The sequence below is a fragment of the Photobacterium japonica genome (assembly GCF_050337005.1).
In the GTDB taxonomy this organism is placed as follows: domain Bacteria; phylum Pseudomonadota; class Gammaproteobacteria; order Enterobacterales; family Vibrionaceae; genus Photobacterium; species Photobacterium japonica.
On record NZ_JAKJSN010000092.1, the window covers coordinates 1 to 12,473 of the forward strand.

19 protein-coding genes and 1 pseudogene are annotated in these 12,473 nt (G+C 42.8%); 15 read left to right on the top strand and 5 right to left on the bottom strand.

All coding sequences use genetic code 11. The annotated features are described in order from the left end of the window. Positions 1-101: 101 nt before the first annotated feature. Positions 102-479: a hypothetical protein gene (locus L4C36_RS22680; protein ID WP_428480046.1), complete on the top strand. Its 378-nt coding sequence runs from the start codon at positions 102-104 to the stop codon at positions 477-479. Between the two features lie 126 nt (positions 480-605). Here the strand turns inward: L4C36_RS22680 and L4C36_RS22685 are convergent. Further along, a pseudogene (locus L4C36_RS22685) lies at positions 606-854 on the bottom strand (IMP dehydrogenase); the annotation flags it as partial. A 136-nt stretch (positions 855-990) separates the two neighbouring features. Beyond that, complete coding sequence (locus L4C36_RS22690) at positions 991-2,037, bottom strand: phage integrase (RefSeq protein ID WP_428480047.1); 1,047 nt, start codon at positions 2,035-2,037, stop codon at positions 991-993. Positions 2,038-2,362: 325 nt separating this feature from the next. Between L4C36_RS22690 and L4C36_RS22695 the strand changes: the two genes are divergently transcribed. Together L4C36_RS22695 and L4C36_RS22700 are read left to right on the top strand one after the other, a co-directional pair. Next, positions 2,363-3,304, top strand: coding sequence for an AAA family ATPase (locus tag L4C36_RS22695; protein ID WP_428480048.1), 942 nt, complete (start codon positions 2,363-2,365; stop codon positions 3,302-3,304). Positions 3,305-3,338: 34 nt separating this feature from the next. Beyond that, positions 3,339-3,539 (top strand): hypothetical protein, encoded by a 201-nt coding sequence (locus L4C36_RS22700; RefSeq protein WP_428480049.1) that lies wholly within the window; start codon positions 3,339-3,341, stop codon positions 3,537-3,539. 45 nt (positions 3,540-3,584) lie between these two features. On the opposite strand, the gene L4C36_RS22705 is transcribed toward L4C36_RS22700, so the two are convergent. Together L4C36_RS22705 and L4C36_RS22710 are read right to left on the bottom strand one after the other, a co-directional pair. Further along, positions 3,585-4,841, bottom strand: a complete 1,257-nt coding sequence (locus L4C36_RS22705; RefSeq protein WP_428480050.1) for a hypothetical protein — start codon at positions 4,839-4,841, stop codon at positions 3,585-3,587. Between the two features lie 37 nt (positions 4,842-4,878). After that, entirely contained in the window at positions 4,879-5,487 is a 609-nt protein-coding gene (locus L4C36_RS22710) for a helix-turn-helix domain-containing protein (protein WP_428480051.1), read from the bottom strand. A 92-nt stretch (positions 5,488-5,579) separates the two neighbouring features. Between L4C36_RS22710 and L4C36_RS22715 the strand changes: the two genes are divergently transcribed. From L4C36_RS22715 to L4C36_RS22760, 10 genes are all read left to right on the top strand, one after another. Further along, positions 5,580-5,792 (top strand): hypothetical protein, encoded by a 213-nt coding sequence (locus L4C36_RS22715; protein WP_428480052.1) that lies wholly within the window; start codon positions 5,580-5,582, stop codon positions 5,790-5,792. Beyond that, the gene (locus tag L4C36_RS22720; protein WP_428480053.1) at positions 5,792-5,983 is read left to right on the top strand and encodes a hypothetical protein; all 192 of its coding nucleotides are present in this window, start codon (positions 5,792-5,794) and stop codon (positions 5,981-5,983) included. Before L4C36_RS22715 ends, L4C36_RS22720 begins: the two co-directional genes overlap by 1 nt. Positions 5,984-6,010: 27 nt before the next feature. Then, positions 6,011-6,535, top strand: a complete 525-nt coding sequence (locus L4C36_RS22725; RefSeq protein ID WP_428480054.1) for a phage regulatory CII family protein — start codon at positions 6,011-6,013, stop codon at positions 6,533-6,535. Positions 6,536-6,546: 11 nt separating this feature from the next. Beyond that, positions 6,547-6,831 (top strand): hypothetical protein, encoded by a 285-nt coding sequence (locus L4C36_RS22730; protein WP_428480055.1) that lies wholly within the window; start codon positions 6,547-6,549, stop codon positions 6,829-6,831. 66 nt (positions 6,832-6,897) lie between these two features. Next, the gene (locus L4C36_RS22735) at positions 6,898-7,461 is read left to right on the top strand and encodes a hypothetical protein (RefSeq protein ID WP_428480056.1); all 564 of its coding nucleotides are present in this window, start codon (positions 6,898-6,900) and stop codon (positions 7,459-7,461) included. Further along, positions 7,458-7,892 (top strand): hypothetical protein, encoded by a 435-nt coding sequence (locus tag L4C36_RS22740; protein WP_428480057.1) that lies wholly within the window; start codon positions 7,458-7,460, stop codon positions 7,890-7,892. The genes L4C36_RS22735 and L4C36_RS22740 overlap by 4 nt, the downstream gene beginning before the upstream one ends. Next, a complete protein-coding gene (locus L4C36_RS22745) occupies positions 7,889-8,119 on the top strand; it encodes a hypothetical protein (protein ID WP_428480058.1) in 231 nt (76 codons plus the stop codon). The genes L4C36_RS22740 and L4C36_RS22745 overlap by 4 nt, the downstream gene beginning before the upstream one ends. After that, a complete protein-coding gene (locus tag L4C36_RS22750; protein ID WP_428480059.1) occupies positions 8,116-8,406 on the top strand; it encodes a hypothetical protein in 291 nt (96 codons plus the stop codon). Before L4C36_RS22745 ends, L4C36_RS22750 begins: the two co-directional genes overlap by 4 nt. After that, positions 8,403-8,621, top strand: a complete 219-nt coding sequence (locus tag L4C36_RS22755; protein ID WP_428480060.1) for a hypothetical protein — start codon at positions 8,403-8,405, stop codon at positions 8,619-8,621. Before L4C36_RS22750 ends, L4C36_RS22755 begins: the two co-directional genes overlap by 4 nt. Then, positions 8,621-10,960 (top strand): hypothetical protein, encoded by a 2,340-nt coding sequence (locus tag L4C36_RS22760; protein ID WP_428480061.1) that lies wholly within the window; start codon positions 8,621-8,623, stop codon positions 10,958-10,960. Before L4C36_RS22755 ends, L4C36_RS22760 begins: the two co-directional genes overlap by 1 nt. Positions 10,961-10,983: 23 nt before the next feature. Here L4C36_RS22760 and L4C36_RS22765 read toward each other — a convergent pair whose 3' ends face one another. Further along, positions 10,984-11,259, bottom strand: a complete 276-nt coding sequence (locus tag L4C36_RS22765; protein ID WP_428480062.1) for a hypothetical protein — start codon at positions 11,257-11,259, stop codon at positions 10,984-10,986. A gap of 192 nt (positions 11,260-11,451) precedes the next feature. Here L4C36_RS22765 and L4C36_RS22770 point away from each other — a divergent pair, with 192 nt between their 5' ends. Continuing rightward, on the top strand, positions 11,452-11,664 hold the full coding sequence (locus L4C36_RS22770; RefSeq protein WP_428480063.1) for a hypothetical protein: 213 nt from the start codon (positions 11,452-11,454) through the stop codon (positions 11,662-11,664). 199 nt (positions 11,665-11,863) lie between these two features. Continuing rightward, a partial coding sequence (locus L4C36_RS22775; protein ID WP_428480064.1) for a hypothetical protein occupies positions 11,864-12,473 on the top strand: 610 nt, incomplete at its 3' end.

Sequence of the window (12,473 nt, forward strand, 5' to 3'; positions counted from 1 at the left end):
GTTCATCGCCATTTTGATTGCTTTCACGAATTTTGGACCTATAACGATGGTGCAAATAATTAAGGGACACACCCTAATATTGTCATAACAAGGAAAGAAATGTGAATAAAGTTGATACCGTTAAACATCTTTGGTCAATATTTAGCTCCGGCGACTATGAAAGCTCTAAATCGCTGTTTAACGAAAAATTAAAAGTTATATGGCCAACCAGCCGAGAATACTACGAAAGTATCGACGAGTTTATTGCCGTCAATGAGGTGTTTGGTAAAGATTGGACGTTTGAAGTCAGGTATGCAGAGAGCACGGATTCAAACAAAGTGATCAGTATTGTTTACGTTACCAGTCCCTCTTGCCCAAATAGCTTTTATGCCACCAGTATATTTACATTTGTATCAGACAAAATTGAAACAATGGAAACGTACTGGGCATTTGAGGATAGTCAGCCGGATTGGCGCAAGGGGTTAAGTAAGGTTTACTAAGCACGATGAGGTTATTGGGCTGCGTATTCAGTCATGAAACAAGAAACATAATGAAAAAGGCCACTAAAAAGTGGCCTTTCATCAATCTATTATCAACGTTATCTTGTCATTTCAGAAAGTCTGAAATCACTCTTTGCCAAACACGTTGTTTTCTTGCTCTTGTACGCGGATGAACGTGGTGCGCTTAGTTAGCTCTTTCAGCTGCGCTGCGCCAACGTACGTACAGGTTGAGCGTACGCCGCCCATGATGTCTTGGATGGTGAAATCAACCGAACCACGGAAAGGCAATAGCACGGTTTTACCTTCAGCCGCGCGGTAAGTTGCTACGCCGCCTGAGTGCTTGTCCATCGCGCTCTGGCTAGACATGCCGTAGAATTACATAAAAAACATATAAAACCTTGAAAATCAATAGCTTGAATTTGAAATCAATGGCTTATAAGTGGCTGTAAAACCGAATATTATGGCATATTAGTGAGTAATGACGACGAACGTCGCCATTTTGTCGCCACTATTATGAGCTGTGATTGGTGAGATTGTGCAGGGGGTTTTTGGTGATTGCTTCAGAAAGGTGCTCGGGGGCAAAGTGCGCATAACGCATTGTCATACTGATATCAGCGTGACCCAGAATGTCGCGAAGCACAAGGATATTTCCGCCGTTCATCATGAAATGGCTGGCAAAAGTATGGCGCAAAACATGCGATGCTTGGCCAACTGGCAAATCTAGGTCTAATTTGTTTTTTAGTAAGTAACAAAATGGCGTGTAGCACTGCTCAAACAGTTTGCCGGATGTCGGTTTATAGACTTCATCATAAAGGGCTTTGCTGATCGGAACCGTTCGGTTTTTTCCGCTCTTGGTATTAGTGAAAGTCACTTTATATTGTGATAGCTGGCTGCCGCGCATTAAAGCGACCTCATTCCACCTTGCCCCTGTTGATAAACAGAGCTTGATGATTTTCAACATGTCCGGGTTTGGGTGTAAGGCTACCTGCGCAAGCAGTAAGTGAAGTTGTTCTGTCGTCAGGAAAGACATTTCCCGCTCTTTTTCTTTTAGCGGTTTGATTTGCTCCAGTGGGTTAGGGGCCGTCCACTCACCAAGTTCACGCAGTTTATTAAAAATGGCTTTGAAGCGAGCCAGTTCAGAGTTGCAAGTGGCAACACTGACGCGATCTTTCTGCCAACGGCGATCAACAAAGTTAATGTTGCCGGCTAAACGTTGCTGTCGATATTCAGCGTACATTTTTCCTGTTAGCTTGATGGCCAGTGGGTTTCCCATGGCTTCAGCCATATGGCGCATTTTGCTGTGAATCACATGGCCTTGCATGAGACTGATGCCGTAAAGCGTGAACCATCTGTCGACCACGTCCAGTAAGTAGCGATTGTCGTCTTTCTCACCAAGCCAAGGTTTATCATCCACCTCGTTCATAGTGAAGCGTTCAAAAGCAAGCGCTTCGCCTTTGGTGGCGAAGCGCTTGCGGATGCGTTTACCGGTTCGGCCCTGTGGGTAGCACTCACAGAGCCACGGTTTTTTGTTGTTGTCTTTTAGGTTTCGGATCGCCATTAGATACCTGTGTTTATATCCAGTGTTTTTGTTAGGTTAGCAGAGCAGGTATCAGAGGTGAATAGTGTTATAAAGCAATAGTCAATAGATGTATTGTTGGGAAGTTTCTTATGATCTGTTTTAGCTTCTTCATACATCAGAATTGAAAAAAAACAAATCATTTTAGGGCTTAAGTTTGATCACTGTTGCTTTCATAAGATATAAATTTTGTTGTGAGTTGAATCGAAAAACTAACTGATTTATAAAGTTATATTCCGAAATGTATAAAAATTCGGATATGAATGTATGATAATCAAGCTGATGTATATGAGCTTAAGGAAAAAATTTGGACCAGCGATTGCATGAATTTTTTGATGATGTAGAGCCGACGACGACTTCAAATGACGCTCTGCTGCAAAAGTTAGCTAAAGGTAGCGAATTTTCATTAGGAAATGATTTTTTTGATGAGATTCTGATGTTTGATGACCTATTGCAACAGAATCAAATTGAAGATGATGTGTATAAACGAATGGTTCTTGCTAGAGAGATAGCTCTTATTGAGCATCTAGATAGTACTTTTAAGTTCCATGAGCTTATTGAATGTGATGGTGAAAGGGAACAGATTAGGCAAAAAATACTAGATGAGCTGGTAAATCATACAATCCCCAAGAACGATGATGATATTAAGATCGGATTTGGTGGTTGTAAGCCAAGGAATCGGGTTCGGTATAATAGAAAAGCAATCATTCTATTAGGGTTACCTGCATCAGGAAAGTCAACAGTTGCACAAGTTATGTCAGATATGCAAGGTGCTTACATTGTTGACTCTGATTTTGCTAAGAGAAAGTTTCCAGAGCTAGCATTTCCGAATGGTGCCAGTTGGACTCATGAAGAGTCTGATGATATTGCAATGTCAGAATTTGATGGATTGTTTGCAAAGTGCCTCAGCGAAGATGCCAATATGGTAATACCTAAGATTGGTTCAAAGGCGGACTCAATTAAGAGGCTATATACAATACTGAAAGGCTTTGACTATGATGTATCGATTGGCTTGGTTTGGTTAGAACCACAAAAGGCCTTAGCAAGGGCAATCAAAAGGTATCAATCGTCTAAGCGCTATATTCCTATACTAAAAATTACAGAGGAATACGGATCTAAGCCACTTGAGGTCTATACTCAGTTGCTGCGTGAACTCGATTTAGAGAGTCATGTTCACCTTTCTAGTGATGTTGAAATTGGTGAACCATACCGCATTGATGACATGAGTATTAATTGCGCTTGGTGGTAGTAAAAACTATACTGGTTGTTAGGAGGACTATGGTATGAATAGAACACAACGTATTGCTGCAGCTAGAGCTCGTTTGTTAAGTCGTTACCCAGATCGTGACGAAGTTGAAGTTAGAAGAATGGAATCTTTCCGCGGGCTATCTAAAGATGAACTGAAAAGACGCTTTGAAGATGCTGCCCGGGAAAGAGGAATTCGAGTACGTGATGAGCAAGAAAGAGAGCTAACAGCTAATTAATCACATAGTCTAGTTAAAAAAAGAGCACTTTGTGCTCTTTTTTTGTTAGGGTTTGTAATCTTTATTCAACTCTCCGGGGAAATAATGCTTTCTTTTTATCCAAACAAAACCTTCCCCTTTTGATATGACGGCTACATCAATAGGTCCACCGACTGAATCTAGGCCGTTTGATACTTTTCGTTTGAATGCAGTTAAATTTACTAGAGACTCTGCCATATAAGCGAGTTCATTCTTTGGTAAGTGTTCAATCATCTCTACAACTTTATTTACATGTTCACGTTGTACATATGTTTGAAATTTGTTATTTAACTGACGGCATTTAGTGATTTCTGCTCGAGTGAATTCTTTCTCTACTTCTTTTCTTACTTTTTTATCTGGAATTTTTGCTATTATTGGTTCTACAGCTTCTTTTATACTGTTCCTGTAGCTTTCGAATAATTCTTCATATTTGATTGCTGTTGAATTACATATTCCCTGCATAAAAGATTCGACCTCAGCTCTTTGGGCAAAAGCAATTAACCCTGCTGAACTACCATCACTAACTGAGTTTCGTTCATTATATGACTTTTTTAGTTTACCTAAAGACATTCCATGGACATCAAATGAAAATGTGCTAGGAAAGAATTCTTTATCGCCATATCCAGCAAAGACGACACCAGTGAAGTCAAAAGTAAATGGGTCTGGTTTCAGTGCTTGTTCTGAACAGTATTTTAAAACAGATTCATAACACTCTGAATCTAAATTTAGTTCATACTCATCTAATAGGGATGTTACAAACTCACTAATTTCATCTGAAAGTATGATTGTGTCTGATTCATCAAAATTATCAAACAATTCTATGCTACTTGTCACATCGAGTAGTAATAAAGCAGCTTTTAAAAAAGCCTCATCTAAAGTATGTCCGTCATCGGTAAAATCAGTTGATAAATCAGCGATTTTTTCAATTGAATTAATGCATGATAATTCTATTGAGCTATTACGTTCAAATTCACTTAATTGAGTTGAAATTTGATTATAGAATTGTTGTGTAAAATTAAAAAAATTATTGGCGTAATCAGTCAATTTATCGTAACAATCATTCTGACATTCCTTTCGATATTGCTTAATTATGATCTCCCAAGGAACTCCGCTAAGCTGACTTGAGCCATGTATCATTATCCCTATTGGGTGTTTTTTTGTTAATGCGAAGAGTTTCTCAGCATTATTAAAGACCTTGTTAGAGTTTTCTCCATTTATTGATGCTGCAGAATCGGCTGCAAGCGAAATAGCTGATCTATTATATACGGCTACTTCAGCTGTCATAAATAATCCTTATTTATCATATGAATAATTTCAAAAATCATGCCTTTGCCATTGTCATCACAACGCGCCCAAGCACTTTGATATCACCTTCAGCCACTTCAACCGAAGAACTACCAAAACTAAGAGCTAACCTTTGACCTGGCAATCTTTGCATCTGGTTGATAGATACAGAACCATCAATATCAATAAGGTAACGACCAGACGTTGGATTCGTTTCAGATGTATTAATCAACATCAACTCAGAATCTAACTCAACCAGCCTTGTTTGCTCAGCATCTAGGTTGTAGTAACCCAATAATGTCTTATCAAACGTCATTACAGAATTTTCAGTAAGCATGCCATTACTGATGAACTCTTTTGTTATGGGAACTGATGTATCAACAGGTGTTGAAGTGTCTTCAAATGGTTCCCCTTCACCCAAAGCGACATACTTCAATGATGCACCAGTCGCTAGGCAAACTCGAACCACAATCTCATAAGCAGTCATATTGCGTCGATGCCAAGTCGAAATCGTCGTTCTTGGTACCTCTATTAAGTCAGAAAGAACAACTAAGTTTGCTGCCCCTGTCACATTTAATAGTCTGTCTGTGAAATCCTTACCTCCGCTGTAGTCAAATGGCGGTATTTTGGCTTGATTCATACTCATATTAGAACTACCATAGTCAATGTCGTCAGATGGTGAGTAATCTGACTGATGTAAACCGAAGTTAGACGAATTCAACTCTCAAGGATATCACTATGAGCCAATTTAACGTAGCGATTGAGTCACCTTTTGTCACAGTGGAACGCTATAGCCTCCTTACGGGGATGAAGGAAAAGACCATCATCGATTACATCCGTAAAGGAAAAATCATCATCAAAAAGAAAGAACTGCCACGTGAGAAGCCACTTATCAACATGCATGCCATGCACCAAATCGCGATGCGTGAAGCAGAGCAGCGGGTGGCCTAATGCGTGTACGCAAATGCAACCTTTCAAACCCCATGCCAGCTATCACCCTCAATGGCCATCTTGGTGGATTCATTGAAGTGAAGCCGGGCGTGTTTATGCAACCAAGCAAAGCGCAAGTGAAACCTGCATCTCGCCAAGTGTCGAATTTACTGCGAGTTTGCTGTCATCGCGTGCGCATGTTCTTCATTTGAATAATTGCACAGTGGGGAAGTTATTCAATGTATGCAGTTGAGCAGCCCAAACAAGACGCATTTGACGCAGCCTGTATCCGATTTGCAGAACAAGAGTGTCTTGAGCAAATCGCAAACGACGTTGCAATGAAGCCTCAAATGCTTCGCAACAAGCTGAACCCCAATCAGCCGCACCAATTGACCGTGCGCGAACTGGTGACAATCAGTAAGCACAGCGGTAATGAAGGCCTAGTCAATAGCGTGTTGCTTGAGTTGGACATGACTGCAGTAAGGCTGCCAGCCCGTAACACCCACGGCAAGCCACCTGTTATGGCAGCAATGGCTATCAATACCTGTGCTGGCGACATTAGTCGAAGCCTTTGTGAAGCCGAAAGTGATCAGCGGCTAACACGCCGCAAGAAAGATGAAATTGTTAGCAAAGCCCAAGACGCAATGCGTGAACTGGTGATGCTAATGAGTGAAGTAGAGAACCGTTGTCAGGGAACGACACCGTTTGTGTCTATGTGTACCGAAGTTGTGATGAACGGTTTACCCATTCCCGGATTGGTATAAGGAGAGTCACCATGGCACAAGCTAAAGCAAAACCTGCTGCGCCATCTGCGGCCGAGTCGTTGGCAAATATCCATGCATTATTTAATGCCCAATCACGCGGCGGCATGATGTATGACCATCTGCCACAAGAAGTACGCGCGACATTGTGTTTTGGGGCGCGATTAAGCCGCAACCACGTATCAATGAAATTGGCCGACATGAACGATGTCGACCGTGCCAAGTTACACCGCACCATCAATAAGTTGGGTGAGTCACTCAAGAACCTGCAGTCTTGCCCTTTATCTGAGTTCCATTAGTCAGCCGCTCGATGTGTTAGCCCAGTTCGCTGGGTACTTTTTTCGTCTAAAGGTTAGGAGAAGACCATGGATAACCAAACCGTAACAGCACTGGAAGTATTGGAGGAAGCCAAATCCGTTCGCGCCGAAACACTCGAAATGATGCAACGCATTAAGGATGAGCAAGCCGAAAATGCGAAATTATTAGAACTCAGTCAGAAGTCTATTTTGTTGGCATTAGGCCAAACCATCACGCTAGAACCTAAAGATTATCAGGGTAGCCTTATGAGGATAGCTGAGCAGCTCGCCAGTGAATCTGGCCAGCTTGCAGCTAACCTACGTAAGCGTAATAAGCCGAATATCTCAACCGGTCAGCGCAATTGCCATGATGCGATGTTGGGGATTATGCAGCTCGCTATGTTAAATCATGACGTTCTATATATTCATGCTAACTACTCACCAAATGCGAATTGTTTTGATATTAATGCGGCTCCACTTGGTTGTCGATACGAGCAATCATCAGATTATATTTACACCTTTAGTGTCTATGTTGATCTGGATGAAGATGCACTTGAGCAGATCTTGGCCGCCGAAGATAAACTGATAGAGCTGATTGCTGAAGCCAAAGATAAGGTGGAGGTGGCAGCATGAGCCTTTCAACCAATCAACTCATTACGATGCTGCGTGACGGTTTGCAAGAGTCTGCCGATTGTATTGATTGTGCACTCGGTAGTATTTCAGTTGCAGGCCGTTCGACGGCAGATGCTCAACGCCAGGTTGATGCATCCCTTGCGATGGTTAAAGAGGCTGATAGTTATTTATCCGCTCAGCCTCGCTTAAATAGCGCCGATTATCTGAATCAGCTTACGGCTATTCGTAGCTGCATTCGTGTATTGCAAAAAGCCCGCCTTGATGCCTTTGCTAATGACGCGGACTTGGCACAACGTGCACCGATCCTGTTTGAAAGAGTCAATTCACAGCCAACCCCAACACGTTGCAATTTCACGATGGGTATCCAGCTGCTGCAGCAAGCTGAGATAGATCTGAAAAAAGACCTCAAGGAATTGGGGAGAACAGCATGATGAATTATCTCGCGGTATTTCTTGGCGTAGACGGTGGCATCACCCGCAATGCCAAAACGGAAGAGGTGATGAACCTGCAGCTGGGAGAGTTTGATTCTCGTGAAGAAGCCATCGAAAACGCCTGCCTTCAATTGGAATGCACTCACGCTAAAAAGGGTGTGTTGCTGAAAGGCGAGAACGCGGGTGGTTTCCTGATTTGCGATACGCAGGAGTTTGCTGAGTTATGAAATTAAATAAGAAAGAGCTCAAGGCAATCGAAGATATGCAATCCATTTTGAATGCGCTGAAGCATCCAGAAGGTAAGGGTTATGTCTGTTTCACAAGTGGTGACATCACCAATATCGAGCGCGTGTTAGGCATCAGTCTATGGGATGCAACACATGGACAGAAGGTTGTGAAGAAAACAGTTCGTGGTAAAGAACGCCTGTTGCTGAAGATTTGCTTCCAAGCCGGTGGTCAATATGCAGCGGAGAGGCATTGCTACTTCCCTTTTCAGGTGAAGGAGAAACTATGACCACACAAACATTCCAAACCACCCACGGTGAAGTCACGTTAACCCCTCGGCATTACAACAGTCTTGTTAATGCGTTTGTTGTTGAGTTGAAACTCACCCCGCCATCACTGTGGGGGTGGGGGATTACAGCCACATTTCCAGATGGGCTAGAAGATAAGCTAACGCCAGAGTTTATTGAAATCTGGGCGAGTGAGGCAATAGGGAAGTTGGTTTAATGAGCAACATCTTTACCACAACGGAAAACAAAAAATCAGCCGGGCCAATGCCCGGCAATTTTACGTCTCAAGAAATTCGTCAGTTCACTGGTGCCCAACCGAACCATATTAATAAAGCGGAATTTTATCTGCAGGATCACTCTGACGATAAAGTGCTGAAACATGCTTTACGTTATTTCGATCCGAAACTTCCACCTGAACAAGCCCCGCAGGGCAGTCGCGAAGCGGCTGGGGATAATAGCCTTGTCCAGCGGCGCAAAAGTCCGACAACGGAGGACGTCGCCCAAAAAAGGGCGGCAGTGGCCACGCAAGGTAAGCGCAATCGGCTCACCAAGTGGAATCATTTGCTAAAACGTTTGCCGCGTAATTTGAATGGCACACAGAAGCCGTTTGATGTCGTTAAGCCTCTGTCTTTCAGTCCCATCGCGTTGGATTGGGAGAAGGATCCTGTGAAATGCTTGCAGGCACATGGCTTCGTGCAGAACGCGCCGGTGATGGCTCGACTACAGCATCGCGATTGGTCACAAGAGTGGCGAATTAGAATTGAGGCTCAAGCCAGAACATCTGCCGCGCCGCCAACCCAAGCTGGTGATCGCTTCACTGAGCAACTGACCGAACGTGCCGTGAGAAAAATTTTTGAATCAGGCGCTTATGTTCAAGTGCTTCGTGGGGGATATACCACATTCACCACCCTCACATTCAGTGATGAACAGCGAGAGCGCATTCTCACCAGTAAGCCTCAAACCAAGAACCGCACAAAGCCAGGAGTCACCGGCACGATTGTCGTGATGAGTCCCCATGGCCGAGAGCCGTGTAGATTAAAAGCAGATGGGGCATTTTCATGGTTGGATGACATGGGAAAGGCGGGGGAAATAGCAACCATCAACATGGAAGAAATAAAAGCCACGGGGAAAACGGACTTCACTGGCCAAGCGGTGTTTGATCTTGGTGCAACCAGCGTTCGAGCTGATGGGCCGTGGACGAAGATAAGAGATTATTGTCCTGATTCATCGATCGGGAATGAGGTGAGCCGCTTCATTGACTTGGCGCAGAAAACTTACCAGCGAGGATGGGTACCCGATTTTATGCCAGCAAGGGTGAAGCGAGGGCAAGAACGCGTCAAATATGCGGGTGAGAAGTGTGGGAGGGTTGTTGCTGATGGGCCTTTCACGCCGATCCGACGTGGGGACAGTAAAGATAAAATCCATCAAAACCCACGCTGGAAGGAAATGCCTAATGATACGTATAAAAAGTGCGCCGTTCCTTTGGATTACTGCTGGGTGGCGGAAATGCCAGCCAATGATGATGGTGAACCCAATCCGCATGTGCACTTGCTTATGCGTTGGCAAGTGCCGAAAACACATTTCCATGCCTGGGCGGCGAGGCTTGAGCGCATTTGGGGAAATGGTTTTGCCAAACTAGAACGTATTAAGTATGCCAAAGCGGGGGCTGCTTATCTTGTAAAAGCAGTGGGGTATGCAGCGAAAGGGAGTGATGGTAATCAAGGCTTAATTCGCGGTAACCGCTACGGCATCAGTGCAATAGCTCGGGCGAAAGGATGGAAGGATATAGCCAGCTTTCAGGCCGACAATATGGCAGCAATCATAGCCGAATGCGAAGAAAAGTTAGCGCGTAAATATGCCCACTATGACGAACAGGTGCTGCGAGCCCATTCTAAGTTAAAGCATACTAAGAAGCTGCATGCGATTGCCAAGAACAACAAAAAGCTGCCAGAAGAAAAACGAGCTGCATTAATTGAAAAGCATAAATCACGTATGCTTTCGTTAGATGATGAGATCAGCCAAGCCAGAACAGCACGGCGGGAGTGCGGCGTGATAGCTACCGGTCATTATCAGATTACCTTTACAGGGGAAAACGCCACGCAGAATTTTGATAACTTTTTGGGTTGGGCTTTCAATTGCCGGCAGTGGCAGGCTAATGGTCGGAACGAATCGATTAAAGAAGAATTGGAGAGGGAGAGATCGGCAATACTCTCGGATTTGAAGTCTGAATACCGAGAGCTACGAGAGGATGTGGATTTATCCGATGAGCAAATGGCACGGTTAGCCTATTTGCATGATTACCTTGATAAGGTTCAGCTGGATATTGATTACAACCGCATGCTTCGGCTGCAGATGGCGAACACCTTACAGCAGCAACGGAGTTACTGGCGAAGCTATGTTGATACTCTTCCCCAGCAGCGAACGAGCTTGGACTATTGGTCGTCGTTCTTGAATAGGTACGAGCTAGTTGCTGAGCAAGAGGATAGGGATCAGTTGCTGACGTTGGTGCATGCTGAAGATATGGGGACTAGAGGCAATAAAAACGCCTCATTGTGAAATGAGGCGGTGATTTAGTGCGGTTAGTCTTTAACTAATCGCCATGCACGTTTATTACACTTTGGGCAATCGTATCTCTCTGATACCCATTGGGTTATCTCATCTGAGAATGCCAAGAGAGCCACACCACCAGTGACAATTGCTACACAGATTGCAAAAGCAAATCCTGTACCCGCAAAGAAGAAGGTAACCCAAGCCCAAAAGCCACCGCCAACAAAAGTGCCACCTAATACTTTTAAAAAGAAAGATTTGTTTGCTTCTTCTTTGAAATTGCAGCTTTTACATTCGATGTACGCCATTATAAAGACTCCTTAACAAATAAAGTTGCTAACAATACAGAATAGGTAATCATTGATCAACTTGATGCATATGTGTATGTGATGGTTAATGAGTGTAGATATGATTTTGTGACTACCTTAAAACTCAGGAACTGTACAGCTACAGCAAAACTACTGTATATTTGTACAGTTCTCTGGTGAGAGAGGTTTGTAATGCAAGACAGAAACACCGATCGGTTTATGGACGTTATGGATTTCATCATTGATGCCGTTGCCCAAAGTACATCAGGGAAGAACACGGCTGATTTGGGGTATTACTTAGCGTGTTTGGTTGTAGCAGATCACAAGAAAGAACTTTCTACACACAAGATGGATATTTTGAAAGAACTGCTTGAAAGGGCAGAGGAAATCAGAGGAATGGGGTAGTGTGAACGGAACGCCTTGCGTTCCGTTGCTGCGAAAAAAATTCTCAAAACTGAAAAAAAACTTGCCTTGCTTGTGTGTGTGCTATACAATCTATCTTGGGTTTTTATAAAAAAATCTTGACGCCTCGTTTTTTGGGGCGTATCTTCGTCCGTATCTCCTCAGTAGATTCTGAGATTTTTAATTTGATAGGACGATTTCTATGGACTTCTTTAGTCAATTTTTTCCAAATGTACTTTTTGTCATCATTGTTTCTTTCTTGATTTTCTATTACTTATTTGTCACCGTTAGACCAGCATCATTGCTATTAATAAAAAAAGTTGAGTTGATTAATGTGTTTATTGTTTTATTATCAGTGATCACAGCATATTCAGCGGGTAAAAATTTATTTTACAATGAATATTATCAGGGTAGTGTTCTGGATGAAAAACATGCTGTAACATTTTATGAAGATACTGTTAGACGTTTTCAGTATTTAGAATGTGAATCTTCAAGTGGGTTGGATTTTAAAATTTGTGGCAAGCTAAAACAGTTGTCGGATGTCGCTGATAGTGAAAAATTCCCAAGCTTACCAGATGTTTACATTTTTAATCGTGATTATGTGCCTATGTTGCCGTCGGTTAAAAATGAAGTTGTAACAAATGCATTAAAACAATTCAAAAGTGGGTTTGATTTGGTTAAATTGAGACAGTCAAAAGTAAATGAATATAAAGAAAAGCTAAAGCCTGAAAATTGGGAAGTGAACTTTATTAAGTTTACAATTTACTTTTTCGCTGTTTATTTTTCTTTAATGCTTGTGATGAAATATAGAG